Origin of the sequence: Vibrio sp. B1FIG11, from assembly GCF_905175335.1 — a bacterium.
Classification (GTDB): domain Bacteria; phylum Pseudomonadota; class Gammaproteobacteria; order Enterobacterales; family Vibrionaceae; genus Vibrio; species Vibrio campbellii.
In genome coordinates, this window is the sequence record NZ_HG992751.1 from 1,140,781 (window position 1) to 1,167,262 (window position 26,482).

At 46.1% G+C, this 26,482-nt stretch carries 31 protein-coding genes; 15 read left to right on the forward strand and 16 right to left on the reverse strand.

The window, feature by feature from the left end; all coding sequences use genetic code 11:
• Positions 1 to 250: 250 nt before the first annotated feature.
• From KHO06_RS05160 to KHO06_RS05175, 4 genes are all read left to right on the forward strand, one after another.
• Positions 251 to 544 (forward strand): DUF488 domain-containing protein, encoded by a 294-nt coding sequence (locus tag KHO06_RS05160; RefSeq protein WP_280519521.1) that lies wholly within the window; start codon positions 251 to 253, stop codon positions 542 to 544.
• A gap of 62 nt (positions 545 to 606) precedes the next feature.
• The gene (locus KHO06_RS05165; RefSeq protein ID WP_244858381.1) at positions 607 to 1,146 is read left to right on the forward strand and encodes a DUF4326 domain-containing protein; all 540 of its coding nucleotides are present in this window, start codon (positions 607 to 609) and stop codon (positions 1,144 to 1,146) included.
• A gap of 236 nt (positions 1,147 to 1,382) precedes the next feature.
• Positions 1,383 to 1,775: a DUF1353 domain-containing protein gene (locus KHO06_RS05170; RefSeq protein ID WP_212582203.1), complete on the forward strand. Its 393-nt coding sequence runs from the start codon at positions 1,383 to 1,385 to the stop codon at positions 1,773 to 1,775.
• Between the two features lie 524 nt (positions 1,776 to 2,299).
• Positions 2,300 to 2,563 (forward strand): hypothetical protein, encoded by a 264-nt coding sequence (locus KHO06_RS05175; protein ID WP_047481390.1) that lies wholly within the window; start codon positions 2,300 to 2,302, stop codon positions 2,561 to 2,563.
• A 105-nt stretch (positions 2,564 to 2,668) separates the two neighbouring features.
• Here the strand turns inward: KHO06_RS05175 and fadE are convergent, their stop codons facing one another.
• Positions 2,669 to 5,113, reverse strand: a complete 2,445-nt coding sequence (fadE, locus tag KHO06_RS05180; protein WP_182053572.1) for an acyl-CoA dehydrogenase FadE — start codon at positions 5,111 to 5,113, stop codon at positions 2,669 to 2,671.
• A gap of 358 nt (positions 5,114 to 5,471) precedes the next feature.
• Between fadE and lpcA the strand changes: the two genes are divergently transcribed.
• Both lpcA and KHO06_RS05190 read left to right on the forward strand, forming a co-directional pair.
• The gene (lpcA, locus tag KHO06_RS05185) at positions 5,472 to 6,047 is read left to right on the forward strand and encodes a D-sedoheptulose 7-phosphate isomerase (protein ID WP_005436835.1); all 576 of its coding nucleotides are present in this window, start codon (positions 5,472 to 5,474) and stop codon (positions 6,045 to 6,047) included.
• Positions 6,048 to 6,108: 61 nt separating this feature from the next.
• Positions 6,109 to 6,954, forward strand: a complete 846-nt coding sequence (locus KHO06_RS05190) for a class II glutamine amidotransferase (RefSeq protein WP_212582204.1) — start codon at positions 6,109 to 6,111, stop codon at positions 6,952 to 6,954.
• A 394-nt stretch (positions 6,955 to 7,348) separates the two neighbouring features.
• On the opposite strand, the gene purN is transcribed toward KHO06_RS05190, so the two are convergent.
• On the reverse strand, positions 7,349 to 7,987 hold the full coding sequence (gene purN / locus KHO06_RS05195) for a phosphoribosylglycinamide formyltransferase (RefSeq protein WP_077200297.1): 639 nt from the start codon (positions 7,985 to 7,987) through the stop codon (positions 7,349 to 7,351).
• 143 nt (positions 7,988 to 8,130) lie between these two features.
• Positions 8,131 to 9,171: a phosphoribosylformylglycinamidine cyclo-ligase gene (purM, locus tag KHO06_RS05200; RefSeq protein ID WP_212582205.1), complete on the reverse strand. Its 1,041-nt coding sequence runs from the start codon at positions 9,169 to 9,171 to the stop codon at positions 8,131 to 8,133.
• A 179-nt stretch (positions 9,172 to 9,350) separates the two neighbouring features.
• Between purM and upp the strand changes: the two genes are divergently transcribed.
• On the forward strand, positions 9,351 to 9,977 hold the full coding sequence (upp, locus tag KHO06_RS05205; RefSeq protein ID WP_005533963.1) for a uracil phosphoribosyltransferase: 627 nt from the start codon (positions 9,351 to 9,353) through the stop codon (positions 9,975 to 9,977).
• A 149-nt stretch (positions 9,978 to 10,126) separates the two neighbouring features.
• Here the strand turns inward: upp and KHO06_RS05210 are convergent, their stop codons facing one another.
• Positions 10,127 to 11,380, reverse strand: coding sequence for a uracil-xanthine permease family protein (locus KHO06_RS05210; RefSeq protein WP_045381631.1), 1,254 nt, complete (start codon positions 11,378 to 11,380; stop codon positions 10,127 to 10,129).
• 236 nt (positions 11,381 to 11,616) lie between these two features.
• Between KHO06_RS05210 and KHO06_RS05215 the strand changes: the two genes are divergently transcribed.
• Complete coding sequence (locus KHO06_RS05215; protein WP_212582206.1) at positions 11,617 to 12,897, forward strand: DUF2066 domain-containing protein; 1,281 nt, start codon at positions 11,617 to 11,619, stop codon at positions 12,895 to 12,897.
• Positions 12,898 to 13,063: 166 nt separating this feature from the next.
• Here KHO06_RS05215 and KHO06_RS05220 read toward each other — a convergent pair whose 3' ends face one another.
• From KHO06_RS05220 to KHO06_RS05235, 4 genes are read right to left on the reverse strand one after another with little or no spacing between them, the layout of a single operon-like run.
• A complete protein-coding gene (locus KHO06_RS05220) occupies positions 13,064 to 13,504 on the reverse strand; it encodes a DUF2069 domain-containing protein (RefSeq protein WP_005432995.1) in 441 nt (146 codons plus the stop codon).
• Positions 13,505 to 13,524: 20 nt separating this feature from the next.
• Positions 13,525 to 14,097 carry an NAD(P)H:quinone oxidoreductase gene (gene wrbA, locus KHO06_RS05225; protein WP_005433010.1) on the reverse strand — a complete coding sequence of 191 codons (573 nt, stop codon included), beginning with the start codon at positions 14,095 to 14,097 and terminating at the stop codon, positions 13,525 to 13,527.
• A complete protein-coding gene (gene arsC, locus KHO06_RS05230; RefSeq protein WP_212582207.1) occupies positions 14,098 to 14,448 on the reverse strand; it encodes an arsenate reductase (glutaredoxin) in 351 nt (116 codons plus the stop codon). It lies immediately after the preceding gene.
• 16 nt (positions 14,449 to 14,464) lie between these two features.
• Entirely contained in the window at positions 14,465 to 15,919 is a 1,455-nt protein-coding gene (locus KHO06_RS05235) for a M48 family metallopeptidase (RefSeq protein WP_005433075.1), read from the reverse strand.
• A 269-nt stretch (positions 15,920 to 16,188) separates the two neighbouring features.
• Between KHO06_RS05235 and KHO06_RS05240 the strand changes: the two genes are divergently transcribed.
• Positions 16,189 to 16,425 carry a sulfurtransferase TusA family protein gene (locus KHO06_RS05240; RefSeq protein ID WP_005433029.1) on the forward strand — a complete coding sequence of 79 codons (237 nt, stop codon included), beginning with the start codon at positions 16,189 to 16,191 and terminating at the stop codon, positions 16,423 to 16,425.
• 9 nt (positions 16,426 to 16,434) lie between these two features.
• The gene (locus KHO06_RS05245; RefSeq protein WP_182053575.1) at positions 16,435 to 17,496 is read left to right on the forward strand and encodes an AI-2E family transporter; all 1,062 of its coding nucleotides are present in this window, start codon (positions 16,435 to 16,437) and stop codon (positions 17,494 to 17,496) included.
• A 65-nt stretch (positions 17,497 to 17,561) separates the two neighbouring features.
• On the opposite strand, the gene bcp is transcribed toward KHO06_RS05245, so the two are convergent.
• Both bcp and KHO06_RS05255 read right to left on the reverse strand, forming a co-directional pair.
• On the reverse strand, positions 17,562 to 18,032 hold the full coding sequence (bcp, locus tag KHO06_RS05250) for a thioredoxin-dependent thiol peroxidase (RefSeq protein ID WP_005433058.1): 471 nt from the start codon (positions 18,030 to 18,032) through the stop codon (positions 17,562 to 17,564).
• Positions 18,033 to 18,047: 15 nt separating this feature from the next.
• A complete protein-coding gene (locus KHO06_RS05255) occupies positions 18,048 to 18,590 on the reverse strand; it encodes a glycine cleavage system protein R (protein WP_005433038.1) in 543 nt (180 codons plus the stop codon).
• A 409-nt stretch (positions 18,591 to 18,999) separates the two neighbouring features.
• Here KHO06_RS05255 and dapA point away from each other — a divergent pair, with 409 nt between their 5' ends.
• Positions 19,000 to 19,878 carry a 4-hydroxy-tetrahydrodipicolinate synthase gene (dapA, locus tag KHO06_RS05260; RefSeq protein ID WP_103410638.1) on the forward strand — a complete coding sequence of 293 codons (879 nt, stop codon included), beginning with the start codon at positions 19,000 to 19,002 and terminating at the stop codon, positions 19,876 to 19,878.
• Positions 19,879 to 19,944: 66 nt separating this feature from the next.
• The gene (bamC, locus tag KHO06_RS05265) at positions 19,945 to 20,964 is read left to right on the forward strand and encodes an outer membrane protein assembly factor BamC (protein WP_212582208.1); all 1,020 of its coding nucleotides are present in this window, start codon (positions 19,945 to 19,947) and stop codon (positions 20,962 to 20,964) included.
• Between the two features lie 142 nt (positions 20,965 to 21,106).
• On the opposite strand, the gene KHO06_RS05270 is transcribed toward bamC, so the two are convergent.
• Genes KHO06_RS05270 through KHO06_RS05285 form a run of 4 tightly spaced genes read right to left on the reverse strand, consistent with a single transcriptional unit; the run spans position 21,107 to position 23,550 of the window.
• Positions 21,107 to 21,310 carry a DUF2897 family protein gene (locus tag KHO06_RS05270; protein WP_005433031.1) on the reverse strand — a complete coding sequence of 68 codons (204 nt, stop codon included), beginning with the start codon at positions 21,308 to 21,310 and terminating at the stop codon, positions 21,107 to 21,109.
• A complete protein-coding gene (locus KHO06_RS05275; RefSeq protein ID WP_212582445.1) occupies positions 21,307 to 22,005 on the reverse strand; it encodes a M15 family metallopeptidase in 699 nt (232 codons plus the stop codon). The genes KHO06_RS05270 and KHO06_RS05275 overlap by 4 nt, the downstream gene beginning before the upstream one ends.
• A gap of 39 nt (positions 22,006 to 22,044) precedes the next feature.
• Positions 22,045 to 23,181, reverse strand: a complete 1,137-nt coding sequence (gene dapE / locus KHO06_RS05280; protein ID WP_010650096.1) for a succinyl-diaminopimelate desuccinylase — start codon at positions 23,179 to 23,181, stop codon at positions 22,045 to 22,047.
• An 18-nt stretch (positions 23,182 to 23,199) separates the two neighbouring features.
• Positions 23,200 to 23,550, reverse strand: a complete 351-nt coding sequence (locus tag KHO06_RS05285; protein ID WP_005433033.1) for an ArsC family reductase — start codon at positions 23,548 to 23,550, stop codon at positions 23,200 to 23,202.
• A gap of 304 nt (positions 23,551 to 23,854) precedes the next feature.
• Between KHO06_RS05285 and KHO06_RS05290 the strand changes: the two genes are divergently transcribed.
• Positions 23,855 to 24,142 (forward strand): helix-turn-helix domain-containing protein, encoded by a 288-nt coding sequence (locus KHO06_RS05290; RefSeq protein WP_005445349.1) that lies wholly within the window; start codon positions 23,855 to 23,857, stop codon positions 24,140 to 24,142.
• Positions 24,143 to 24,180: 38 nt separating this feature from the next.
• On the opposite strand, the gene KHO06_RS05295 is transcribed toward KHO06_RS05290, so the two are convergent.
• A complete protein-coding gene (locus KHO06_RS05295) occupies positions 24,181 to 24,513 on the reverse strand; it encodes a DUF4156 domain-containing protein (protein ID WP_045421707.1) in 333 nt (110 codons plus the stop codon).
• A gap of 1 nt (position 24,514) precedes the next feature.
• Positions 24,515 to 24,868, reverse strand: coding sequence for a DUF2956 domain-containing protein (locus tag KHO06_RS05300; protein WP_212582209.1), 354 nt, complete (start codon positions 24,866 to 24,868; stop codon positions 24,515 to 24,517).
• Positions 24,869 to 25,013: 145 nt separating this feature from the next.
• On the opposite strand from KHO06_RS05300, the gene KHO06_RS05305 reads away from it, so the two are divergent.
• Positions 25,014 to 25,499 carry a DUF2919 domain-containing protein gene (locus KHO06_RS05305; protein WP_050905836.1) on the forward strand — a complete coding sequence of 162 codons (486 nt, stop codon included), beginning with the start codon at positions 25,014 to 25,016 and terminating at the stop codon, positions 25,497 to 25,499.
• A 42-nt stretch (positions 25,500 to 25,541) separates the two neighbouring features.
• Complete coding sequence (locus KHO06_RS05310; RefSeq protein ID WP_010449646.1) at positions 25,542 to 26,444, forward strand: Dyp-type peroxidase; 903 nt, start codon at positions 25,542 to 25,544, stop codon at positions 26,442 to 26,444.
• The last annotated feature ends 38 nt before the right edge of the window (positions 26,445 to 26,482 follow it).

A 26,482-nucleotide genomic window follows, 5' to 3' on the forward strand; every position in this document is an offset into this window, starting at 1 on the left:
CATTTTTACATTCCTGCTCATTACTATCAGGGAATCGACGACTATTCTCTAAAAACTCACTCCAACCCGTCCATCGCTTCTCATAGTTCATAGATCACCTCAAATACTAAGGAGTTCTTAACATACTACTTAGTATATAGTTGATGGTTCTCACTAATTCAAATGACTCAGCTATAAAAACAGACCAGCTTAATATCAGATATTTAGAAGTAGTATTTTAGCTATTAGTACGCTCTTAAGAGTAGAACTAATCTTCTTACGTGAGCTTTGTAGCGCAGAGTACGTTCATATGCCGGAGTTGGCTCCGACTAAAGAAATCCTCAATCCTTATAAGAAAGGTGACATGAGTTGGGAGAAGTATGAAGATCAGTTCATGAACTTGATGGCAAAACGTAATATTGAGCGCTTGGTAAATCCGTCAGTATTAGATCACGGTTGCTTACTTTGTAGTGAACATGAGCCACATTTATGCCATAGGCGTTTAGTGGTAGAGTATTTAAATGACAATGCTGACTTTGACTTAAAGGTTAAACACTTATTCTGATGGCAAAGATATTAGTTTTATACCCTCTGCTCTTTAACTGCTATTCAAAATTTGCGAGGAAGGTGAGTAAGATAACGTCAAGTTTGAATGACGTAGAGTTGGTCTTTCCTGAGGATCCGAATAAGCTTATAGAAAAATTTTGTACTGAAAACATATCTTCAGTGAAGTATACAATCTTTTCTGATTGGTCACCTGAGGACATCACACATGCGATTATTTTTGATGATGGTGAAGAATTTGACACTGAACTCGAGTCATTAAAGCATGCCAAAGTTCCTTTCAGATTAATACGCATTAGTATCACGAGAGTTATCAATATAAAATCTGACAAAAGCTATCAAGCTGAAAAAGATTCTCCTCATTATGAATACATTGGTCGGGGCTCCTACTGGGGAAATCCATACTCAATGTTTGAGGATGGTGATCGAGACGAAGTCATCAGGAAATTTAAGTATGATTTTGATTACGACAAATTTTTAAATGTCGATAAGTCAAAGGTTTATGCTTTGTCTGGTAAGCGATTGGGCTGTTTTTGCAAACCGCAAGCTTGTCATGGTGATGTTTTGGCGGATTTCTTAAACTCTTGGGATGATGGTAAATAAGTTTTAAGCTTCTTTGTCAATTATCTGTCTTGTTAAAAGGAAGGCTCCTGAGTTCTTCCTTTTTTAATTTCGATTTTAACCATTCCGTAATGGTGTATTTGTTTATAGCACTATTTGATAGTGTTTAATGGCTGATTCGTGACAACAGTGAGTTGGCAAAAAACTACCTAAAGAAACTAGCAGACAGGCTCTAGGTATAGTGTCGCCGCACCCGCTCGGTGATAGGGAGGTCTCTGATGAAGTACAAAAAACGTCAGGCATACAAATACAACCTTCATTCCGAAGAACAGATTGAAACCGGTATCACCCTCGCGCAGCCTTTCGATAGCCCGTTTCTGAGTCTATCTGAGCAAGGTTTGTTGACGATTAAGAAAGGCTATTCATGGGATGGGGCGAGTGGGCCAGCGATTGATACTCAAAACATCCTCAAGGCGTCTTTGGTACATGATGCGTTGTATCAGCTCATGAGGGAGGAAGTATTGCCGCAAAGCAGTCGAGAGCAAGCGGATAGGCTTCTGCGTCAAATATGTCTTGAACATGGAATGTCGAGTTTTAGAGCGACGTACATCTATTACGGAGTAAGAGTGTTTGGCGGATGTTTTTCCAAGCCGGATCTTTTATCTGCCTAGTTAAGCTCTATTGGTGAGTAGATTCTGAATCACGTTCGTTCCTCACTGTTCAGAATGACGAAAACCTAGGAACACTTTGCGTATAGTAACCTAGCAACTCAAAGTAAACCGTCATTCTAGCGAGCTCCAGCGAGACTAAGAATCTGCTATCAGCGCTCTAGGACTTTGGGGCGTCATTATCTAAGGAACACGTGGAAAGTAGATTCTGAATCACGTTCGTTCCTCACTGTTCAGAATGACGGAAATCTAGAAACACTGTGCGTGTAGTAACCTGATAACTCAAAGTAAACCGTCATTCTAGCGAGCCCCAGCGAGACTAAGAATCTATTGTCAGCGCGCTGGGGCGTTTGTTTCTTCACCCTCTACAGAGCACCCGGCAGTAGGTTCTAGTACGCACACACAATCACTTAGCTGTTCCTTTACATATCTATGCTAGACTCACGCCATCAGCTATATGAATGACTTCTCATTTGTTTACCTGAGGGCAGCAATTGGGCTGCTGTATTCTTATTAAAGGCATAAAAATGAGCAAATTAACTTCAGCTGAACGTAAAGCACGTGACAACGAACGTTTCTCGCAACGCGTGAGTGAACGTCGTGAAAAAGGTGAAGATGTCGTTGCGTACGCATTAGCGAACAAAAAGGCTGTGAAGTTCCTGACCAAGTCAGAGAAGAAAGCATTGAACGAACGCAAAGCGACGCTTCAAGAAGAACTTAAGCTGAAAGAGCAGGAAGAACTGCGCAGAATTGAACAGTCGTTTATCGTTGAAGACAATAACGAACAATAAGCGCTTCTTTGCTAACACCGTGTTGTGCTTAGCAGAGATTCAATAAAAAACGGGAGCAGCGGCTCCCGTTTTGCTTTCCTATTTATCGTCTAAGCGATTATTCACTCAAGCGACGTTTTCCATCTGAGGGTACAGTGGCTTTGCGGCCAATAGCTCCGGTTCAAAGTCATCCACGTTGATGGTGTCTAGGCGATGCTGTTCTGCTTCTCTCAGCAAATCAGCTTCTTCTTGAGTAATGAAGCCTTGCTCTAGACCTTCTTGAGCAATCATATCCAGACGCATGAATGGACGGCGTTTACCTTGCGCTTTACATACCTTGTCAAACACAGGCTCAGCTTGAAGAATCACAGACAGTGCCAGCTCAATCTTACCTGCTGCGTTGTGCTCTGTTGGTTCTAGGTACTGACCACGACCAATTCGCGAACGTGTTGCACTTGGCGTTTGTAGAATACGAGCTACTTTGCTGTCTAGCTTGTCGCTTGGCGCTTTACGTACACGGCCAAATGGCATGATCAATACGCGCAGTGCACGACCAATCACTTTGTTTGGGAAGTTCGCTAGGAACTCATCAATCGCCGCTTCAGTTTGCTTCAAGCTGTCTTGCAAGCCCCAGTGTACTAGTGGCAAATCTTCAACCGGACGGCCATCTTGCTCAAAGCGTTTTAGCGTAGCAGAGCCAAGGTATAGTTGGCTTAGAATGTCGCCAAGACGTGCTGACAAACGCTCTTTACGTTTCAACGAACCACCCAGAACAGCCATTGAGATATCCGATAGCAGAGCAAGGTTTGCGCTGTAACGGTTCAATTGTTGGTAGTAACGCTTGGTTGCGTCTTTGGTTGGCGACGTTGAACCGAGACCATCACTTAGACCAAACCAGATGCTGCGAACGAGGTTACTCATGGTGAAGCTCACGTGACCCGCTAGTGCTTTGTCGAACTTCTCAACGGCATCGCCCGCGTCAGAATATGCTGCGTTCATCTCTTCAAGAACGTAAGGGTGACAACGAATCGCGCCCTGACCGAAGATGATCATTGAACGAGTTAAAATGTTCGCACCTTCTACGGTTACCGCGATTGGTGCGCCTTGGTAACCACGCGCTAGGAAGTTAGAAGGACCCATACAGATGCCTTTACCACCTACGATATCCATCGCGTCGATGATGCTTTGTTGACCGCGATGCGTACAGTGGTATTTCACGATAGCTGAGATAACCGAAGGTTTTTCACCTAGATCGATACCTGCCACGGTTAAGTTGCTCGCTGCATCCATTACGTAGGCGTTACCACCTAGACGTGCTAATGGCTCTTCCACACCTTCCATGTGACCGATAGGCTGTTTGAACTGACGACGAATACGTGAGTAAGCGCCTGTTGCCATCGCTGCTGTTTTGATGCCGCCTGTTGAGTTTGAAGGTAGCGTGATACCACGACCAACCGATAGACACTCAACCAGCATACGCCAGCCTTGGCCTGCCATTTTTTCACCACCGATGATGAAGTCCATCGGTACGAAGATGTCTTTACCGCGAGTTGGACCATTTTGGAATGGTACGTTAAGCGGGAAGTGACGGTTACCAATCTCAACGCCTTTAAGGTCAGTTGGGATCAGAGCACAAGTGATACCAAGATCTTCTTGATCGCCAAGCAGGCCTTCTGGGTCGCGCAGTTTGAATGCAAGACCAAGTACAGTTGCGACAGGTGCTAAAGTGATGTAACGCTTGTTCCAAGTTAGACGCATACCAAGGACTTCTTCACCTTGCCATTCGCCTTTACATACCACGCCGTAATCTGGGATAGAACCCGCATCGGAACCTGCTTCTGGGCTAGTCAGTGCAAAACATGGGATCTCTTTACCTTCTGCTAGGCGAGGAAGGTAGTAATCTTTTTGTTCTTCAGTACCGTAGTGTTGCAGTAGCTCACCTGGGCCTAATGAGTTAGGCACACCAACGGTTGACGACAGTACGCCAGAAACACCAGTCAGTTTTTGCAGTACTAAAGATTGCGCGTACGCTGAGAATTCTAGGCCACCGTATTTCTTCTTGATGATCATGGCGAAGAATTTGTTGTCTTTCAGGTATTGCCATACTTCTGGTGGTAGATCGGCCAATTCGTGTGTTACTTGGAAATCACTCACCATGGCACACACTTCGTTTACTGGGCCATCTAGGAAGGCTTGCTCTTCTTTGCTCAGCTTAGGCGCTTTAATTGCGTGAAGTTTTTGCCATTCAGGTTTGCCTTTGAATAGCTCGGCTTCCCACCACACTGTACCTGCGTCCAGTGCTTCTTTCTCGGTTTGAGACATAGCAGGTAGGACTTTCTTAAACATCACCAGTGCTTTGCGGCTAATGAGGGATTGGCGAATGCCAGAAACCGCAAACACTGCAACGGCAAGAACGTAAAGTGCCCAGCCAATAAAACCAACTGAGCCTGCGATTGTCAGTGCTAGCATGGCAGCTGTTAGCAGGCTGACGGATTTCACGAGTGACATTCTGTGGTAAAGCGTAATGCCTAATACAACTGTCATCGCTACGATTGAGAGCAAGATGTCCATATGTTTTTTCCTTTTCAGACTTTAATTATGTTGTACGTCTGTATTTTGGTAAGAGGTCTAACCAGTACTATAAGTGTAATCAAAATATTAAATAAATGTAAATTCTGAGATTGAGCAAAAAGTGATCTAAGTAGAGTTAAAATTCTAAAGTTGAGAGTTGGGTGATGATTTCGTAAGCAAGTTAACAAGTTTATTACCGTGATAAATCCAAATCTGTTGCTTCGCTATCGACACTAATTCTCGTTTGTGGGTAAACTCAGAGTAATGAACTGTCCGGTGTGAATTTCACATCAGAACAATTTGCCAAGCGAGAGGCTCAACCTCACTGCTGTGGCCGAGATAATAAAGAGAACGTCTTATGTACCAAGATCTGATTAGAAGTGAATTAAACGAAGCTGCTGAAGTTCTGAATAAGTTTTTAAGTGATGACCACAACATCGCGCAAATCGAAGCAGCAGCGAAAATGATTGCTGACTCATTCAAGCAAGATGGTAAAGTGTTGTCGTGCGGTAACGGTGGTTCTCACTGTGACTCTATGCACTTTGCAGAAGAGCTAACAGGTCGTTACCGTGAAAACCGCCCAGGTTACGCTGGTATCGCTATTTCAGATCCAAGCCACCTTTCTTGTGTGAGTAACGACTTTGGTTACGATTTCGTATTCTCTCGTTACGTAGAAGCAGTAGGCCGCAAAGGTGACGTTCTGTTTGGTTTGTCGACTTCTGGCAACTCAGGCAACATCCTAAAAGCGATTGAAGCGGCACAAGCGAAAGGCATGAAGACAATTGCGTTAACGGGCAAAGATGGCGGTAAGATGGCTGGTCTTGCTGATATCGAGATCCGCGTACCACACTTTGGCTACGCAGACCGCATTCAAGAAGTGCACATTAAGATCATCCACATCATTATTCAGTTGATCGAAAAAGAGATGGAATAAGATTTACAACTAAGCCAAATGCTGGCTTAGTTGTGTTTTAAGGCAAGGAGTTCGTTAAACCATGTGTGAATTGCTCGGCATGAGCGCAAATGTTCCAACAGATATTTGTTTCAGTTTTACAGGATTGATGCAGCGCGGTGGTCGCACTGGCCCGCATCGTGATGGTTGGGGGATCACTTTCTATGAAGGAAAGGGGTTCCGTACTTTCAAAGATCCCAACCCAAGTTGTGACTCTCAGATTGCTGAATTGGTGCAAAACTACCCGATCAAAAGTCGTGCTGTAGTGAGCCATATTCGTCAAGCTAACCGAGGTGGTGTGAATCTCGAAAACACCCATCCGTTTACGCGTGAGCTTTGGGGGCGTTACTGGACATTTGCACACAATGGTCAACTGACTGATTACCAAGATTTGCACACAGGGCGTCATCGTCCGGTGGGGCAAACGGACAGTGAAATGGCGTTTTGCTGGCTCTTAAAGCAGATGGAAGATAAGTTTCCTGAACCTCCTCAGGATATGGAAGCGGTCTTTATCTATGTTGCAAAGTGCTGCGACAAGCTGAAAGAGAAGGGCGTGTTTAACATGCTGCTCAGCGATGGTGAGTTTGTGATGACTTACTGTACCAACCATTTGTACTGGATCACGCGTCGTGCTCCATTTGGTAAGGCCTCGCTGTTGGATGAAGATGTAGAAATCAACTTCCAAGAAGAGACAACGCCAAACGATGTGGTTTCTGTGATTGCGACTCAACCGTTAACGGGGAATGAGACATGGCATCGCATGAAGCCGGGCGAGTACGGCTTGTTCCATGTTGGTGAATTGGTGCTGAATAACGCTGAAGCGTTAGCGGATGTGCCGTTTGCCGCGCCGAAGCCGGGTAACCAAGCACCGACCGAACCGTTGGAGTAATGGTTTCGGACACTGAATAACTAAATAAAGCTCGCTTAATCACGAGCTTTATTTTTATGCGTTTTAAACCGAGGGTGGATACGGATGAGCATTCTTACTTCTTAGCGTGCTGATAGTAGATTCCTAGTCTCGCCAAGGCTCGCTGGAATGACGTAAGTGATTGAAGTTAAGCTTATTTCTCTGTACCTACAGTGTCATTCTGAACGACGAGGAACGAGTCAGATTCAGAATCTACTGCCCGAGTGTTGTATTGCCAAGGTGGTGTCAGGGACTTTTAGGTTGTTGGTTTTGGTTTCTAGTCTGACTACGGCTTCATTGAACCAAGCTTATAAGATTTAAAATAACAAAAGGCAGCTTGATAGCTGCCTTTTTTATGTGTCGTTTGGAGTGAGAACTACTCGGCGGCGTAGCCTTGAGCATCAAGTTCAAAACCATCGAGATACGCTTTGCCTTCGGTCATCGATAATCGCCCGTCGACTAACCACTTAGTGACCATTGGGTAGATCTTGTGTTCTTGAGTCTGAACGCGTGCAGCGAGTGCATCGGCATCGTCGTCTTCAAATACGGGTACTTTGGCTTGCAGTACCACAGGGCCGCCGTCTAACTCTTCTGTGACAAAGTGTACGCTAGTGCCGTGCTCTTTATCGCCTGCATCAATCGCGCGCTGGTGGGTGTGTAAACCCGGATACTTAGGCAATAGAGAAGGGTGGATGTTGATCATCTTACCCAGATAATGGGAAACAAACGCGCCACTGAGAATACGCATATAACCTGCAAGCACAATCACGTCCGGTTGGTATTCATCGATTTGTTTCATCAGTTCAGCATCAAAGTCTTCACGTGATTCGAATGCTTTTGGATCGACAAAATGCCCATTCACATCAAACTGTTTTGCACGCTCTAAACCATAAGCATCAGCTTTGTTGGAGAACACCGCCGCGACTTGTGCATTTGGCATACTGTCTTCGCAAGCTTCCAAGATGGCTTGAAGGTTACTGCCGTTACCCGAAATGAGGACCACTATGTTTTTCATGATGTTGAGACTGCCTTGCTACTGTAGGTTTGAAGTGCGTATCCGCTAAACTACCTACTATTAGAATGGTTTTCGATGTTCCAGATAGCAGAATGAGGACATCGCGTCCTCATTCTTTTTATTTTTTGAGCTTGATTCGCAAGTTATTGGATTTCAACTTGCTCTTCATTGGCTTCTGCTTGAGCGATTTCACCAATCACCCATGCGTTTTCGCCTTCTTCTTTAAGTAGTGCAACCGCCGCTTCAGCTTGGTCTTTAGGTAGTGCTACGATTAGACCAACACCACAGTTGAACGTACGGTACATTTCGTGCGTTTCAACGTTGCCTTTCTCTTGTAGCCATTTGAAGATGATTGGCCATTCCCAGCTGTTACCGTCGATCACGGCTTTAGTGCCCTCAGGCAGTACGCGTGGGATGTTTTCCCAGAAGCCACCACCTGTAATGTGAGAAATCGCGTGGATGTCGTGCTTCTCAATCATTTTAAGTGCTGATTTGATATAAATCTTCGTTGGTTCTAGTAGGTGTTCACCGATAGTACGACCTGCTAGCTCTTCGTTCTTATCTGCGCCAGAAACTTCTAGGATCTTACGGATAAGAGAGTAACCGTTTGAGTGTGGACCGCTTGAGCCAACCGCGATAAGTGCATCGCCTGCTGCTACTTTGGTGCCGTCAATTACGTCTTCTTTTTCTACTACGCCAACACAGAAGCCAGCAACGTCGTAGTCTTCGCCTTCGTACATGCCCGGCATTTCAGCCGTTTCGCCACCGATAAGTGCACAGCCTGCTTGAACACAGCCATCAGCAATGCCAGAAACCACGTCTGCCGCTGTGTCTACGTCTAGTTTGCCTGTTGCGTAGTAGTCTAGGAAGAATAGAGGCTCAGCACCTTGAACGATTAGGTCGTTTACACACATTGCCACTAGGTCAACGCCGATAGTGTCGTGCTTGTTCATATCCAGCGCTAGGCGAAGTTTTGTACCTACACCATCAGTACCAGAGACCAGTACAGGTTGTTTGTATTTTGTCGGCAATTCACACAATGCGCCAAAACCGCCGATACCACCCATCACTTCAGGGCGACGAGTACGCTTAACCGCACCTTTAATACGATCTACAAGCGTGTTGCCTGCATCAATATCTACACCAGCGTCTTTATAGCTAAGAGAAGAGTTGTTACCACTCACAGGGAAGTCCTCGGTTTTTAAGTTGGATATGAAAACGGCGCTATTCTACCAGTGGTTAAATACAGATAGCAAACGTTTGCGTCGGTTTTTTTCTTTGGTGATCTATCCTGATATCCCTGCAAAAATCATGTATAATCTGAAGGTTTGTTTAAATATTGCCAATAAAGCCGGAGATGGAAATGAAAGTTGTTGAAGTTAAACACCCTCTAGTGAAACACAAAATCGGTCTAATGCGAGAAGGTGACATCAGCACGAAGCGTTTTCGTGAGTTAGCGACAGAAGTCGGTAGCCTACTTACTTACGAAGCGACTGCAGACTTTGAAACAGAGAAAGTAACCATTGAAGGTTGGAATGGTCCTGTAGAAGTTGACCAAATCAAGGGTAAGAAAGTAACAGTAGTGCCAATCCTGCGTGCAGGTCTAGGTATGATGGATGGCGTTCTTGAGCACATGCCAAGCGCACGTATCAGTGTTGTAGGTATCTACCGTGATGAAGAAACACTTGAGCCAGTACCATACTTCAACAAGCTTGCTTCTAACATCGATGAGCGTATCGCTCTAGTTGTTGACCCAATGCTTGCAACAGGTGGTTCTATGATCGCAACAATCGATCTTCTAAAAGAGAAAGGTTGTCAGGCAATCAAGATTCTTGTTCTTGTAGCGGCTCCTGAAGGTATCGAAGCACTAGAAAAAGCGCACCCAGATGTTGAGCTATACACAGCGGCAATCGATGAGAAGCTAAACGACAAAGGTTACATTGTTCCTGGTCTTGGTGATGCAGGTGACAAGATCTTCGGTACTCAATAAGCATTATTGTTTTTACTGAATTCAAAAATAAAGGCTTGGTGAAAACCAAGCCTTTTTTTGTCTCTGCTATTTGAAAGTTAGCTACGAGATACGAGATACGAGATACGAGATCAGGAAGGGCGACTTAAATCAATCAAGCCGCACCATACTTACTTCGCGTTGTCTTCTTCCATCTGTGCATTATCTACTACGTGGTTTTCACCAAGGTCGTGTGGTAGCACTAGATTAAGAATGATTGCAACGATACCACATAGGCTTACACCTTGTAGGCTGAACTCGCCAATGCCGAAAGCCATACCGCCGATACCAAATACTAGCGTTACCGCTACGATCACTAGGTTACGTGATTTGTGCAGGTCAACGTTGTTCTTAATCAGTGTGTTTAGACCAACGGTTGCGATAGAGCCAAACAGTAGAATCATGATGCCGCCCATAACTGGAACTGGAATCGTTTGAAGAATCGCGCCAAGCTTGCCGACTAGAGCAAGGACGATTGCTGTAATAGCTGCCCATGTCATGATCACTGGGTTGAATGCTTTCGTTAGCATTACCGCACCGGTTACCTCGCTGTAAGTGGTGTTTGGTGGCGCGCCAACCATAGAAGCCGCAATTGTTGCTACCCCGTCACCTGCGATGGTGCGGTGCAGACCCGGTTTCTTGAGGTAGTTTTTACCCGTTACGTTTGAAATCGCTAGCATGTCACCCACGTGCTCTACTGCTGGAGCAATAGCCACTGGGATCATGAATAAGATCGCATTGATGTTGAACTCTGGTGCGGTGAAGTTTGGCATTGCTAGCCAAGCCGCTTGCGCTACCGGAGTGAAATCCACAACGCCATAGAATAGAGAAACAGAGTAACCTGCCAAGATACCGCCAACGATAGGAACCAGCTTTAGGAAACCTTTCGCAAACACGCTCAGCGCAATCGTTGTTAGCAGTGATACTGCTGAGATGATAACTGCCGCATCGCCATTGATAAGCTGCACTGCGCCGTCACCAGTTTTACCTACTGCCATGTTTACTGCCGTAGGTGCCAGACCAAGGCCAATCACCATGATAACTGGGCCAACCACAACGGGTGGCAGAATCTTATGGATGAAGCCAACACCGCGTACTTTGATCATTGCGCCCAGAGCCACATAAACCAAACCTGCAGCCATTAAGCCACCCATGGTTGCACCGATACCCCAAGTTTGGATACCGAACATGATAGGAGCAATAAACGCAAAAGAAGAGGCAAGGAAGATTGGGACAGAACGTTTAGTAATCAGTTGGAAAAGAAGGGTACCGACACCAGCACCAAATAGCGCAACGTTTGGGTCAAGGCCAGTCAGTAGTGGTACCAGCACGAGAGCACCAAAAGCGACAAAGAGCATCTGAGCGCCTTGTAACGCATTTTTCATAATTATTTCCTATTCAGAGATACGCAGACAAATCCGCGGAATATTATCACTACGGCAATCGATTGCAATGTTACTTAGATCAAATTTTTGGATGGATTGATAATTGAAAGGAATAGTTTGTTCTCATAGTGGGTTTTAACTTGGTCAGAATACCGACAATTCACTCAGTACTCTTCTTGCTCAAGTTTTGATAGTTGCTTATCATGCGTGTTCTTGTTCAGAGGATTATGAAAACTATGCGCTATTTAGCTCTCTTATTGATAGGTTGGTTGTCTCTGCCAGTTTATGCATTAACTCAGGTGGATATCTATCGTGCCGAAGTGGCGATCGACGGTGAGCAAAAAGACGGCGAAGAACTCGCTCGTCAACAAGGTATGCAAGATGTGATTGTGCGTGCGACAGGCAGCCAATCTTCCCTTAGCAACCCAGTAATTAAGAAAGCAGTGGGTTCAAGTTCTCGCTATATTTCTCAACTTGGTTACGGCCAAATTGATGGTCAAAACAGCTTGAAGATGCTGTTTAACAGCGGCCAAATCCGTTCACTGCTGACTCAAGCTCAGCTTCCATTGTGGTCACCAAACCGTGCCAACATTTTGGTGTGGATGGTAGAAGAGCAGGGCTACGATCGCACGATTACGTGGGAGCACTCAGATTCAGCAAGTGCAGCTGCGTTGCGTGAAGCAGCACAAGCGCGTGGTTTACCGGTCACTATGCCTGTGGGTGATTTTGATGATGTGACGGGTGTGAACGTGTCTGACCTTTGGGGTGATTTCGTTGATCCAATTAGCCAAGCGAGCCAACGTTACCCGGTCGATGCGGTACTGATCGTACGCGTTCAAGGCGATAAGCTTCGCTGGACTCTGTACGACCAATCACCAGCACAATTGTCTGAATCAAAGCAGTCTCCACGCAGTGGTTCTGCATCAGGTGCGAATGCGATTCCTGCGATGATGGGCGGTATTGCTGATTACTACGCGAAGAAGAGTGCGGTGGTGGTTTCAAGCAAATCGTCTAAAGCCCTAGATGTGAAAGTACTGAACGTTGAATCAGCAATTGATTTCTTTGAGCTAGAGAATTCGCTAACCAAGCTTAACTCGGTAGCGGGTACGGAAATCAAGCGTATTCAAGGCAACCAAGTGACGCTAACGATTCATCTATTGGCCTCACAGCAGGCGTTTGAGCAAGAAGCGTCTTCGATTCGTCCGTTAGAAGTGACTGAAGATCCGATGGTGGGTATGGAACCAGCAACACCAGTGCAGCTTCCGGTAGAACCTGCTCAACCAGCACAATTGCCAGCAGAGTCAGAAGAAGGTCAAACGGCGAATGTGGTTGAACTCGATACGGCGAACGAGCAGGCTCAGCCAGAGCAGCCTGTGATCGCTCAGCCAGCACCAGTGCAATACGACTTGATCTATAAGTGGAAGGCGCCTGTGCGTACTCAAGCTGAGCCAGTAGAGGAAGAGTCAGAAATCGCGCCAGTGCTAGAAACAGACGTGGTTGAAGATCATCTGACTTAACTCGTGTTCAATAAAAAACGAACAAAAAAGAGTCGCCTAGTGCGACTCTTTTTATGTATGTACCGTCCTAAATAAGGTAGCTACATTTCCAACATTACATTGGTGAATATCATGCAGACACTGAAGCTGGATGTCTCTGAGCTTATTACTTATTACTTATTACTTATTACTTATTGAACTTCGCTTTCTCTTCTTTCTCAACTTGAGACAAGCGTTTTAGCTTCAAACCTAATTCTTTACCTCGTGCTCGTGCAAACAGGATATTGCCGACGAAGCCAAGTGAGGTAAGCGCTAACTCCACAACGGCTAACCATCGCTCACCGCCATCAACATACAGAATCGTTAGGGCGTGCAAGAAGTAAAGCATTAAGACGAAGTTTGCCCACGCGTGCGTGTAAGGCTTGCCCGCAAGGATACCCGGAAGCGGCAATAATAGAGGGATACACCACGCAATCGCCAGCGTAGTGCTGCTTAGATGCGGGTGAGGGGAAAGGGCTAGTTGCCAAATTGCGACCCAAGCCAATAACGCCAAATTGCCAAATAGTGCCATGTAGCGATAGGTTTGGGTGCGTGTGCTGAGAGGTGGTTGGTCGATAATGTCAGACATCGATTTACTTATCCTTGAGCTTACTGACTTCCTTTGAGCTTTTGCGCTGCGGTTGCCAGTCGTTTTCCTAATTGTTGTGCGAGACGAATCTCTTCTGCAGTAAGGCTTGGTTCGTGTCCTACACTGCTTGCCCCGTAAGGCGTACCACCAGACTTTGTGGTGTGCAGTTCGGGCTCTGAGTAAGGAATACCCAACACCATCATGCCGTGATGCAGAAGTGGGGTCATCATGCTCTGCAGCGTCGTCTCTTGACCACCGTGCATTGAAGACGATGAGGTAAACACACAGGCTGGTTTATCGATAAGGTCGCCATTCACCCACAAAGGTGTGGTTTGATCCCAAAAGTGCTTGAGCGGCGCTGCCATATTGCCAAACCATACTGGGCTGCCAAACGCGAGACCATCGCACTGCTTCAATTCATCTAGAGTAACAATTGGATCAGAAGGGGTATGTGAGTGAGGTGACAATTCTTCAACTGTACGCAAAATCGCTTCGCAATGAGGAGTCGATTCGACCCCTCTTGCTATCTGTCTTGCCAGCTGTTTTGTTGAGCCATGACGGCTGAAATACAAAATGAGGATCTGGCAATCCATTTACAGAATTTCCAACACTTGCTCTGGTGGACGACCGATCTTCGCTTTCCCGTTTGCAACCACAACAGGGCGCTCGAACAGTTTAGGGTTTTGCGCCATTGCATGGAAAAGCTGCTCATCAGTCACTGAGGCGTCACCAAGTGCTAGCTCTTTGTAAATGTCTTCTTTGGTACGCATCATTTCGCGTACTGAAGAAAAACCAAGTTGAGCGTAAAGTGCTTTCAGTTGTTCAACATTAAGCGGTGTATCTAGGTATTTAACCACTTCCGGTGTTACACCATTTTGCTCAAGCAGTTCGAGAGTTTGACGGCTCTTCGAGCAACGAGGGTTGTGATAAATCACGACTGACATGGTTTTCTCCATTTCGTTATTGTAATGCCATGAATCGATCTCTTTGGATCATCAGTTGGTCGATACGAGCATCATATCGAGCTTGTTTCAAGCTGCCCAACTCAGCAATTTTACTTGCTTCACTATAATACTGGATCGCTTTGTTCCAGTTTGCTCGCAATGCCAAAATTTCGGCACGTGCGGCGAGTTCTTCATCATTGTTGCCCAGAGCGTGGTTGCCTTTTGAAAGCAGGTGCCAACCATTGGTATCTTCTGGGTTATCGTGAGTGTAGCGCTGCAGAATACGTACTGCTTCTTCGTCTTTCTTCGCCTCAAGTAATGCGTTGGCATAGTTGATGGTTAGGACGTTGTTTTGCGGATTACGTTTTAGTGCGCTGCTCAGCATATCGACCGCTTTTTGTGGCTTTTTCTGCGCAATGTACAAATCTGTCATTGCGTCTAAGTAGAATGGGTTGCCAGGGTCTTGTTGTAGCAGCTTTTTCAGCAGCGGTTCTGCTTCGCTCAGGCGTTTGTTATCTAAGTGAACCAGCGCACGTCCATAATCAAACGATGGCATGATTTCTGGTGAGGCTTTTTTCTGAGTACGTTTAAACCACCCCATCGCAGCTTGTCCATCGATACCTGCGTAACGCGCAACGATACGAGCTCGCGTCAAATGGTAGTCAATCGAAGGCATGATGCGCATTGGCGGGTAAGCTCGGGCACGTGCTCGGCTATCGGTAATACGGTCTTCTGGTAATGGGTGAGTCAGCAGCATTGGTGGTGGCTTGCTGGCGTAGCGATATTCATCCGCTAGGCGACCAAAAAAACGTGGCATTGCTTGTGCGTCAAAGCCTGCTTTTGCCAGTGTCGCGATACCAAAACGGTCGGCTTCTTTTTCGTTTGAGCGGGTGTAGTTGATTTGGCTTTGCATGTTGCCCGCGGTTGCTGCCGTTACGGCTGCCATGCCTGCTTCTGGGGCGGCAATGGCGAGTAACAGCGCGCCAGCTAATGCAGCCATCGTTGCCGGAGAACGACGTGCTTGCTCTTCCATGCTTCGTGCGAGGTGGCGCTGTGTGACGTGCGCGATTTCGTGCGCGACAACAGAGGCCAGTTCACTTTCGGTACGAGCATGTAAAAACAGACCCGAGTGCAGAGCAACGTAACCGCCAAAGAAGGCGAATGCGTTGATGTTGCGATCTCGAATCATGAAAAAATGAAACGGAGTTTTTACGTCATTCGCATTCGCGACCAAACGGTGACCGAGGGTGTCAATGTATTCATTGATGACAGGGTCGCTAACAATAGGACTGCTTGATCGAAGCATACGCATGTAGGCGTCGCCGTAAATCAACTCTTGATCGATTGTTAGCGTGCCCCCAGCTGCCGTACCAATATCAGGGAGGTCGAGACTATTGGCGTAAATCGGCGCAGGTGTACTCAATGCAGCAGCAAGGCATAAACAAACTAGCGAGCGAGTGCGTTTTAACATACGGTTTAAAGATTCTCCAAAATACCGAGTCTGTGCTTGAGAGATGAATTCCTTTCAACGTCAGCACAGGCTTTATGGTCATCCGTGTCGGATGAATATGCTAGCAATAAGACCGAAGATAAACGAATTGGTTTCGTAAATTGTCATACACATAACTTTAAATTGTTAATTTAGAAGTCATTGTCGTCTACGCTTAAATCACTAGCACCAGCTCAAAAAGCCGTTACAATACAACCCTATCACAAGTGCAGAGCAATACAATGGAATCCATGTTACTCGATTTGCGTGAGCAACGCTGCCCTATGGCACTGTTACTTGCTAAGCGTCACGCTGCAGATGTGTTTCAGGGAGAAACACCGCAATATCATCAGCTTGTCATTCAAGTGGTGGACAAAAGCTCTAAACACGACATCGTGAAGTATTTGCGTCACCAAGGTTATACGGTGGATTGCCAAGCTTCGCCAGAACACTTCACTTTGACAGTATTCAATAAGGAACCTTCATAAGATGCTTGAATGGTAAGTCGTTGGTATAAGCGACGCTTTTCTGACCCACATGCAGTGAGCCTAGTGGCGATCTTGCTGTTCGGTTTTATCACTATTTACTTCTTCGGGCATTTGATTGCGCCATTGTTGGTGGCGATCGTTCTTGCATACCTACTTGAATGGCCAGTGACACAAATGTGCCGTTTGGGTATTCCTCGTACCTTCTCTGTGATTACCGTCATTCTCATCTTTATTGGTTTGATGCTGATTGCCGTATTTGGTTTAGTGCCGACCATTTGGACTCAGGTCGGAAACTTAATCAACGACATCCCGAATATGTATGCGGGGCTGCAAAAGTTTATTGCAACTTTGCCACAGCGCTACCCTGAGTTAGCAAACTTACAAATTGTCGAAACCGTCGTGACTAACGCGAAGAACCAAGCGATTGGCTTGGGTGAGAGTGTTGTGAAGGGCTCACTGGCTTCTTTGGTTAGTTTGGCAACGTTAGCGGTTTACCTGATCCTTGTTCCGCTGTTGGTGTTCTTCTTGTTGAAAGACAAAGAAGAGATGATGAGCATGGCAAGTGGCATTCTGCCGAAAAACCGTAAGCTAGCGAACAAAGTGTGGCATGAGATGAACGAGCAAATCTCTAACTACATTCGCGGTAAAGTCTTAGAAATCCTTATCGTAGGTGGCGTGAGCTACGTGACGTTTGCGATTCTAGACCTGCGCTACTCTGCATTACTTGCTGTTGCGGTGGGTTTGTCAGTACTGATCCCATACATCGGTGCGGCTGCGGTGACTGTGCCTGTTGCGATTGTCGGTTTGTTCCAATGGGGTCTTACACCACAGTTCTACTGGTTATTGGTCGCTTACGGCATTATTCAGGCACTAGACGGTAATGTATTAGTCCCTGTGCTTTTCTCAGAAGCGGTAAACCTTCACCCTGTTGCTATTATCGTTGCTGTACTGGTATTTGGTGGATTGTGGGGATTCTGGGGTGTGTTCTTTGCGATTCCATTGGCAACGCTAGTGAAGGCGGTATGGAACGCCTTGCCAAGCACCGAAGAAAACGAGCCGATACAAGACTAGAAATGAATTCCAATAAAAAGCCCAGCGATTGCTGGGCTTTTTGATATGCGGATGAAAACTAAAGCTTACGCGTTTTCTTTTAAGTAGTTCACAACCACTTCATGGTGGTCTTTAGTTTTGAACTTGTTGAACACGTGTTCAATCACGCCTTCTTCGTTGATCAGGAAGCTGATACGGTGAAGACCATCGTACACCTTGCCCATGAACTTTTTCTCGCCCCATACGCCGAACTGGTCAGCAACCGCATGGTCTTCGTCAGAAAGTAGAGTGAAGTTCAGCTCATCACGTTCGATGAATTTACCAAGGCGTTTTACTGGATCGATACTAACGCCCAATACCACAACGTTGTGTGCGTCTAGCTCTGCTTTTACATCACGCAGACCTTTCGCCTGAGTGGTACAACCCGGCGTCATTGCTTTCGGGTAGAAGTAAAACAGAACTTTTTTACCTTTGAAGTCACCGAGAGAAACGGTGTTGCCATCTTGGTCGAGCAAAGAGAAGGCTGGCGCTGGCGAGCCTGCTGTCAGCGTATTCATGGTTATGTCCTTTACTTATAGATTATTTTTAATGAAATTCAGAGAACCTTGTACGTTGAGCGTGTTACAAAGTTCATCGAAATCTTCTTGTAATTGCATCAGATTGCAGTCAGCGCTCACTGAAGCGGTGATCGCGATGTGGAACTGATCCGCATCCAATTGGATTTTAGATTTACTGATGGTTTGCGCACTAAGAGAATGTAGGCCAATCTGTTTATCGGCGAAGAACTGTGTGAACTTTTCAGTTAGGCCGATGCGATCTTCAGATTCAATGAACACTTCCATCGTGTAGCTGTTGTCGAGCAACTCATGTGCTGACGTGCGTTTCATGATGGTAATGAGGTCGTGTTCTTGCCCAAGAAGTGGCAATTGTGTCTCGACGCGAGTGACATTACTGGCGTTCCCAGTAAGCAGCATGATAAGCGTAAATTCGTTACCAAAGATAGCGATACGGCTATCGACAATGTTACAGCCAGCTTGTGTGACGAGCTTAACCACTTGGTTACATATGCCCGGACGATCCTTTCCAACCGCTGTAAGTACCAGATGTTGCTTCATAAATGAGCTTCTTGTCCTTTCTTTCAATAGAGAGATGGTAGCACAGATACAGCACAGAAATGTCGAGTCAGTTCTTTTTTTAAACTTGTTAAAACGCTTTGTTGATTAAGTGAACAGTTTGCTTGCGAGGCGTTCTATTAATTCACTCAACGCTGACTTGAGCCTCATGACGAGAGAGTATATTCCGCGCCTAATTTAAAGTGGCGAGCTCAGCTTGCTCACGGCGTATCGCCATTAAACACAATTATCAGAATGGCTAGGATTGAGAACAAAATTCACATTTTAGTTGCGAGACCTCTAACAACTGATAATTATTCATTCATTTGTACTTTGTAAGCGAGTTTACGCTCTTGTGTTTGTCAATCGCATTACAGTACCATGCAGAAAGAGTAAAATGAGGGAGATAAACATGTTTTCAGGAAGTATCGTAGCGCTGATTACACCACTAAAAGCAGATGGTGAAGTAGACTTTGATAGTTTACAAAAGCTTGTTGAGTACCATGTTGAAGCAGGTACAGACGGTATTGTCGCAGTTGGCACCACAGGTGAGTCAGCGACTCTAACCATTGAAGAGCATGTAAAGGTCGTAAATAAAACCGTTGAGTTTGCAAACGGTCGTATCCCAGTGATTGCTGGTACGGGTGCAAATGCGACCCACGAAGCAGTTACATTCAGCAAATTATTGGCTGATTCTGGTATCTCTGGCTTCCTGAGCGTAACACCTTACTACAACAAACCAACTCAAGAAGGTTTGTTCCTACACTACAAAGCAATCGCAGAAGCGAGTGACGTACCTCTAATTTTGTACAATGTACCGGGTCGTACTGCAGTAGATATGTCTCCTGAGACAGTGGCACGCTTGTCAAAGCTTGATAATATCGTGGCACTGAAAGACGCGACAGGCGATTTGAGCCGAATTGCACTTCACCGTGAACTTTGTGGCGAAGATTTTATCTTACTAAGTGGTGATGATGCGACTGGCCTAGAATTTGTTAAACTTGGCGGTCACGGCGTTATCTCGGTAACGAACAATATCGCAGCGAAAGACATGGCAGACATGTTCCATTTGGCAAGTGAAGGTAAATTCGACGAAGCAGAAGTGATCAACGAACGTTTGATGACTCTGCATAAAAACCTATTCGTGGAATCAAGCCCAATCCCAGTAAAATGGGCAGCACACAAGCTTGGTTTAATTGAAGAGGGTGAATTGCGTCTTCCTTTGACCCCACTTTCTGAAAAATCGCAGCCAGTCGTGGAACAGGCGCTAACAGACGCCGGTATTTATTAAGATTGAGTTGCTAGGATTGAAGTTCATGCTGGGGGCAAGTAGGCCCTCAGTGTTTTAGGAGTATAAATGAAGCTTTCAAGCCAGTTAGTGTTAAGTTCACTAGCTGTATTCGTATTGACTGCCTGTTCAGGTGGTGCCAACCAGCGTCGTCAAGCAAAGGACGACTTCGAGTATTTGAACACACCAGCTCTGGAAGAGTGGAGTGTACCGGCAGGTGCTCAACCTCAGTTTTACCCTAACTACCGTATTCCTCAAGGAAACTATGCGGGTGGTACCGGTAAAGAAGTTGATATTCGTCCGCCTCAGCAAGTATTGGAATTGATCCCTGGTGCTCGCCTAGACCGCAGCAACGACGGTGAAGTGACACTATGGCTGCTTCGCAAGGATGAACTGGATAAAGTTTGGCAAACCGTTCAAGAGATGGTTTCAGAGAACAAGATCCCGGTAGAGAACCAAACGGACAATCGTATCGAGACAGGTTGGGTCACTTGGAACTCACCTGATGAAGACATGGAAATCGGTAGCCGCTACGAAATTACTCGTGGTGAGATGAACGGTCGCCATGGCTTTAAAGTAAGCTTGATTGATTGGCGTGAAGGCAACCAAGTGAAAGAAGTAACACGTACTAACCGTGAGCGTTACAACGTGTTTATGACTAACTTGGTGACGGCTCGTTACGACCAACATGTCCGCGAAGAAGCCCAGCGTAAAGCACAAGAGCTCGTGAAACACATCCCAATTACTATGGGTAAAGACCGCAGCGGTCTGCCAGTTATCATTGCTCGTGCTCAGTACAATGTGGTTTGGAACCGTCTACCAGATACGCTACCTAAGATGGGCTTCAAGATTGAAGAACGCAGCCAATCTCAAGGCACTGTGACTGCGAAGTACGCATCACCAGATGACGCGTTCTGGAATGACATAGGCGTGAAGCCAGTCGACCTAGCTCCTGGCAAGTACACCTTCCTACTTGGTGACTTGGGTAACCGTACTTCTATCAACATTACTGACTCTGCTGGTAAGCCAGTAGAAGAAGAGTTCTTGAAGTCACTGGCGCCAGTACTTGCTGCTGTTGTGAAAGAGTAATTGCTCTCTACAACTAAGTAGTCAGACACAGACAAACAAAAGGGACCTCAATGGTCCCTTTTTGCTGTTTGCTTTAACGAGAATGCTCGACGGGGTAGAGCGCCTGAAGTGTTATCAAGCTTGTCTTGAATTCACAGAGAGGTTAACGAGATTCGTCTTTCTTCTCTCCGTTTTCATCGTAGCGCTCTTTATCCAGTTCGTTCAGTTTGTCTAAATCGTTCTTGCGACCTTTATCCATCTGACCGAACTTCATTTTGGCGGTGTACTTGAGAGCAGCGATATTACCTACCACGATGCTGAGCACTATGATGATAATGACCCAAGGGTTGGTTAGTAATTCGATCATAGAGCCTCCGGCGGCGTGATATTGTGAATGAATTTGGTAACGACCTTATCCAAATTATTCAATATGACGTCGATCCCTGCAATGCTGTCGATCTGATTTTGCTCAATTAACTGATTTCTCAGCACTTCGGGCGTCAGATGAGTTAAGCATTGTAGCCCAACCGATTTATGACTGATGTGCCAAGGTTCAATCGCCACGCCACCCAAATCTTGGCGGTAAGGGAAGAAAAAACCAAAGCTATCTAGGTTGGCTTCCAACCATTGATAGAACGCCAACTGATGACCTTCTAAGTATTCCCACGGCTCCAATTGTAATTGCGTGCCTGGTGGTAACAAGTTGCGCGCGTAGACATCAAAATCACAACCCCAATGATGTCGGCTACCGCCGGGTAGGGCTGACCAGCGCAGGATCGCCATCAGCTTTTCTTCATCACTGAGCTTCGCTTTGTCTAAAGGTTGGGAGTGGGAATCTAAGATTGTTAAGTCACCGGCAAACTTACCGTTCCAGATGGCTTTTTGGCGATGAAAATCGCGAAAGCCGCTGGCGATTTCCATCTTAAAGCCAGCTTCGGTTGCGGCTTCAATCATCTTCAACAAACCATCGACGACTTCTGGATGAAGCATAAACGCCTTTTGACCCACTAACGTGGATTGAAGATGCGAATCGGTGATTCCGGTAAGTTGCTCTGGTGTCATGGTGTTCTCGTTAAATACTACTTGCTGCACTCGCAGGCGCTATTTTGCCAATAAGTGCTTTAGCGTGTTCTCGTACATGTCGGTCAATTTCTCTAGGTCATCGACTTTCACACACTCGTTCACTTTATGAATCGTCGCGTTTACTGGACCAAGCTCAACCACTTGGCCGCCCATGCGTGCGATAAAGCGGCCATCAGACGTACCACCTGTGGTCAGAAGTGCAGGCTTAGTGCTGTTCACCTCATCAACCGCCGCAACGACGGCATCAAGTAGCGCACCTGTATCGGTTAGGAACGGGTCGCCATTGAATGTCCACTTTAGATCGTAGTCTAGCTCGTGTTTATCCAGCGTTTCGGTGATGCGTTGAACAATCACTTCATTGCTCAATTCAGTACTGAAACGAAGGTTAAATTGAACGTTAAACTCACCCGGAATCACGTTAGACGCGCCAGTACCTGCCGAAACATTCGGGATCTGGAAGCTAGTCGGAGGGAAGTAGTCGTTACCTTGGTCCCACTCTGTGGTGGCAAGTTCATGGATAGCCATTAGAGACTGGTGAACTGGGTTGTTTGCAAGATGAGGGTAGGCCACGTGGCCTTGCGTACCTTTCACAGTTAGATCGCCGGTGATTGAGCCACGGCGGCCATTCTTCACGACATCACCAACCACTTCAGTACTTGAAGGTTCGCCAACGATACACATATCGATGTTCTCGCCGCGATCCATTAGCGTTTCAACCACGCGAACCGTACCGTTGATGAACGGGCCTTCTTCGTCTGACGTGATCAAGAAGCCGATCGAGCCTTTGTGGTCTGGGTTTTCTGCAATAAAGCGCTCAACCGCCACGACCATACATGCTAGCGAGCCTTTCATGTCTGCGGCGCCACGACCGTGAAGGTAACCATCGATAATAGTCGGCTCAAATGGGTGGGTGTCCCATTGTTCTAGCTTGCCTGCTGGTACGACATCGGTGTGACCGGCAAAAGCAAACAGTGGTGCTTCTGTACCACGGCGAGCCCAGAAGTTAGTGGTGTCCTCAAACACCATCACTTCGATTTCAAAACCAAGCGCCTTTAATCGCTCGATCATTACATCCTGACAGCCTGCATCTTCAGGCGTTACGGACTGGCGGCTGATCAGGTCTTTAGCGAGTGCCAGTACTGGACTGTCTGTCATCCTTGAGTGTTCCTTTAATTAAGAGTTAAAAATGGTCGCGTATTGGTCTGCTTTGAAACCAATATGAAGTTGGTCTTCAACTTTCAAGATAGGGCGCTTAATCATCGCTGGGTTTTCTACTAACAGCGCGATTGCATTTTCTTCGTTAAGAGCATCTTTTTGTTCTTGAGTCAGCTGACGGAAAGTCGTGCCACGCTTGTTCAGAACCTGCTCCCAACCTAGTGCGTTACAAAATTCAGTCACCATTGCCGCATCGATACCTTGTTTGCGGTAGTCGTGAAAATCAAAAGCAACGTTTTCCGCTTCTAGCCATTTCTTGGCTTTTTTAATCGTGTCGCAGTTTGGGATGCCGAACATGGTGATCGTCATATTATTTCCTTTTCTCTTTGTGCTTTACTTATCGGTTTGCGCTATGGAACGCCCGATTTTGCATTGTTTTTGGCTATTCAAGCATCCTATCAAGAAGCAACCACTGTGACAAAATCATGCGGCGAATATTTCACAGGTCAGTGCTCTATTGGGCCGTGCCCAGTCGCTCATTCCTCCACCAAACAGCGATAAGAATGATAAAAAACTTGGCTAAATAGCACGGAAAAGTCGAGTTATTGATCAAACGCAACATCTTGCTGAGCAAAAAAGAAATAATGAATCAGCACAATTTTAGGAGGTGTCAATGGAATTGAGTCCTGTTTTTGCAAGGCGGCTATATTTGGCCTTGTTGGTGGAAAACCTAGAAAGGCCAAATGTACCAAAATTGATCGAAAGAACGGGGTGGCCTCGTCGTACTATTCAAGATGTACTCAAGGCATTACCGGGGATCGGCATCGAACTCATCTTCGTTCAAGATGGCCGACGTCATAACGACGGCTATTACCAACTTTCGGATTGGGGACCTTTTGACAGTCAATGGGTTCTTGAGCGAGAGGGAGATATTGCTAGCAGTCTTGGATTTCGTGCATAAGCCAGCAATTGCTGGCTTTTTTTACGTCTGGAAAACGCTTATTGGCAGCGGTAGGCAGTACCTAGTACGCTGAAAGAAGTCACAAAGTCTTGTGGGGAGACCATGTAAACGGTGTCGGCCTCGAGCAAAGCGGCGTTGTTTTTCAAATCGGCCATCGCACCATGCATCATGGCATCGTTGGTGTAGAACAAGTAACTGTACCAGTGACCTTCGCTGCCCGTGACTTCACCTAAATACTCGCATTGCTCCGGATTGAACTGGCTATCAAAGCGAATCTGAACGCCATTACTTGATGCTGTTGGTAGCGTAGATGGTGACGAACAGCCCATCAAAGCTAGTGCGATGCTTCCTATCATCACATAACGTTGCATATTATTTCCCCATCACGATGTAAGCCACAAAACCAATCCAGCTCAGAACCAATAGTGCCCAAGGTAATACAGCTGGTTTGCTCGTTGGTGCTTCAATATTTATTGATTCTTGTTCAACGACGTCATCACGTTGACGCTGTTTTTCTCTCTGTTGTTTTTTCTTCGCTTTATCGGCTTGTCGATTACGTTCCTTCTGCTGTTTCTTGTACTGAGCGATGCCTTTTTCAATCCCCTGAGCGATCAGTTTCGTCTGCTCTTTGGTTTGCCCAGGCTTTTGGGTTGATTTGGCAATTTTCATTGCTTCAGTTTGGGTTTCTTGAGAAGGAGCGGGTGCTGCTGTGTTTTTCTTTTTCATGCTTTTTTATCGACGTCACTGTAAATCTTAACTTAGTTTACCTGCGTAAGATGACGAAATGAACTTTAGTTCTCATCTTTGCTGGGTTGCAACTCTTAAGCGATCGGTTAAAGTGGCGTTTTTATGAAACTAAGAAGACGATATTGTGCGTTACTCATTTGATCAGTACGACGCTCATGGATTTTTGAAAGCGCCAATTATGTTATGGCTAGGTTGGATGTTCCTAGCACGCTCTTGGGTGGTGTTTGCCATGGCTGGAGTAAGTAGAGACAGCGGTAGCAAGATACTATCGATTGTTTATCCCGACTCTAATACGTTATACCTCGGACTATCGATGGGTATTCCTAGCCTGTTGCTGATGTGGTTGATGGGCTTGCGTCATCCTGACAGAGGCTGGGTGAATCAAATTACCCGACATGGTCGCGCTATGACTTTGATCTTGTGCGGTATTCAATTGGCTCAGACCATGTATCATGTCTACCTCGAACATGGCGTATTCAACTGGGCGAACGCGCTCACAATTACCCTGTTAACTTGGTTTATGATCTATCTTCTAAATGGAAGATGGGTGAAAGACTGCTTCAACGTGCCACAAGTTGAGCACAGAGAAGAACAGCCATCAAAAAATTAAGAACAAAAATTTCCCGTACGGGGCAATAAAGAGGATATCTCAATGTCACAAGCTCAAACGGCGATTGTGCCTGAAGCAGGACCATTTGCACTTTACACTCAGTTAAAGGTGAACCAAAACCGTGAAAACGTACTGGCGAAACTGAAAGCGCTACCTGAGCTAGTAAATGAGCTAAATGCGAGTCAACCAGGTGCAGACCTAACGATTTCTATTGCATTCACTAAGTCTTTTTGGCAGCACCTAAACATGCAAATGCCAGAAGAGTTGATCGACTTCCCTGAGCTAGGTGAAGGCGACGTGATTGCGCCTGCATCTGATGTTGATGTACTGATTCACTGCCACTCAACTCGTCACGATTTGCACTTCTATGTACTGCGTAAATTCCTAGTGGATACAGCAGAAGATGTAACAGTCGTCGACGAAACTTACGGTTACCGTTACCTAGATGCTCGTGACATGACGGATTTCGTAGATGGCACAGAGAACCCGAAAGGTGATGCGCGTGCTGACGTTGCATTGATCAAAGACGGCGCTTTCGCTGGTGGTAGCTACGTGATGGTTCAACGCTTTGAGCACAACCTTCCTGCATGGAACCGTTTGAATGTCTCTGCTCAAGAGAAAGTCATTGGCCGTACTAAACCAGACTCTATCGAGCTAGAAGACGTTCCAGCTGCTTCTCACGTAGGTCGCGTAGACATTAAAGAAGAAGGTAAAGGTCTTAAGATCGTTCGCCACAGCTTGCCATACGGCACAGCGACTGGTGCACATGGTCTGCTGTTCATCTCTTACTGCAACACTATCCACAACATCAAAGTGATGCTTGAAAGCATGTACGGTGTGACAGATGGTAAGACTGACCAACTGCTTCGTTTCACTAAAGCGGTAACAGGCGCGTACTTTTTCGCTCCATCACAAGAAATGCTAGCGGAATTGGCGATTAAGTAATTCTTCGCTAACCCTCCAATGGTTAAAAAGGCAGAGTG

Bases quoted from the DNA above. Each gene is read 5' to 3' on its own strand.
- KHO06_RS05210 (WP_045381631.1), bottom strand. From the start codon at position 11,380: ATGAAAAATGCGTTACAAGGCGCTCAGATGCTCTTTGTCGCTTTTGGT.
- purN (WP_077200297.1), bottom strand. From the start codon at position 7,987: ATGAAAAACATAGTGGTCCTCATTTCGGGTAACGGCAGTAACCTTCAA.
- KHO06_RS05175 (WP_047481390.1), top strand. From the start codon at position 2,300: ATGAGCAAATTAACTTCAGCTGAACGTAAAGCACGTGACAACGAACGT.
- KHO06_RS05245 (WP_182053575.1), top strand. From the start codon at position 16,435: ATGGTAAGTCGTTGGTATAAGCGACGCTTTTCTGACCCACATGCAGTG.
- KHO06_RS05300 (WP_212582209.1), bottom strand. From the start codon at position 24,868: ATGAAAAAGAAAAACACAGCAGCACCCGCTCCTTCTCAAGAAACCCAA.
- KHO06_RS05240 (WP_005433029.1), top strand. From the start codon at position 16,189: ATGTTACTCGATTTGCGTGAGCAACGCTGCCCTATGGCACTGTTACTT.
- KHO06_RS05190 (WP_212582204.1), top strand. From the start codon at position 6,109: ATGTGTGAATTGCTCGGCATGAGCGCAAATGTTCCAACAGATATTTGT.
- KHO06_RS05220 (WP_005432995.1), bottom strand. From the start codon at position 13,504: ATGTCTGACATTATCGACCAACCACCTCTCAGCACACGCACCCAAACC.
- KHO06_RS05285 (WP_005433033.1), bottom strand. From the start codon at position 23,550: ATGACGATCACCATGTTCGGCATCCCAAACTGCGACACGATTAAAAAA.
- lpcA (WP_005436835.1), top strand. From the start codon at position 5,472: ATGTACCAAGATCTGATTAGAAGTGAATTAAACGAAGCTGCTGAAGTT.
- dapE (WP_010650096.1), bottom strand. From the start codon at position 23,181: ATGACAGACAGTCCAGTACTGGCACTCGCTAAAGACCTGATCAGCCGC.
- dapA (WP_103410638.1), top strand. From the start codon at position 19,000: ATGTTTTCAGGAAGTATCGTAGCGCTGATTACACCACTAAAAGCAGAT.
- KHO06_RS05215 (WP_212582206.1), top strand. From the start codon at position 11,617: ATGCGCTATTTAGCTCTCTTATTGATAGGTTGGTTGTCTCTGCCAGTT.
- bcp (WP_005433058.1), bottom strand. From the start codon at position 18,032: ATGAATACGCTGACAGCAGGCTCGCCAGCGCCAGCCTTCTCTTTGCTC.
- upp (WP_005533963.1), top strand. From the start codon at position 9,351: ATGAAAGTTGTTGAAGTTAAACACCCTCTAGTGAAACACAAAATCGGT.
- bamC (WP_212582208.1), top strand. From the start codon at position 19,945: ATGAAGCTTTCAAGCCAGTTAGTGTTAAGTTCACTAGCTGTATTCGTA.
- arsC (WP_212582207.1), bottom strand. From the start codon at position 14,448: ATGTCAGTCGTGATTTATCACAACCCTCGTTGCTCGAAGAGCCGTCAA.
- KHO06_RS05275 (WP_212582445.1), bottom strand. From the start codon at position 22,005: ATGACACCAGAGCAACTTACCGGAATCACCGATTCGCATCTTCAATCC.
- fadE (WP_182053572.1), bottom strand. From the start codon at position 5,113: ATGGACATCTTGCTCTCAATCGTAGCGATGACAGTTGTATTAGGCATT.
- wrbA (WP_005433010.1), bottom strand. From the start codon at position 14,097: ATGGATTGCCAGATCCTCATTTTGTATTTCAGCCGTCATGGCTCAACA.
- KHO06_RS05235 (WP_005433075.1), bottom strand. From the start codon at position 15,919: ATGTTAAAACGCACTCGCTCGCTAGTTTGTTTATGCCTTGCTGCTGCA.
- KHO06_RS05310 (WP_010449646.1), top strand. From the start codon at position 25,542: ATGTCACAAGCTCAAACGGCGATTGTGCCTGAAGCAGGACCATTTGCA.
- KHO06_RS05295 (WP_045421707.1), bottom strand. From the start codon at position 24,513: ATGCAACGTTATGTGATGATAGGAAGCATCGCACTAGCTTTGATGGGC.
- KHO06_RS05170 (WP_212582203.1), top strand. From the start codon at position 1,383: ATGAAGTACAAAAAACGTCAGGCATACAAATACAACCTTCATTCCGAA.
- KHO06_RS05255 (WP_005433038.1), bottom strand. From the start codon at position 18,590: ATGAAGCAACATCTGGTACTTACAGCGGTTGGAAAGGATCGTCCGGGC.
- KHO06_RS05270 (WP_005433031.1), bottom strand. From the start codon at position 21,310: ATGATCGAATTACTAACCAACCCTTGGGTCATTATCATCATAGTGCTC.
- KHO06_RS05290 (WP_005445349.1), top strand. From the start codon at position 23,855: ATGGAATTGAGTCCTGTTTTTGCAAGGCGGCTATATTTGGCCTTGTTG.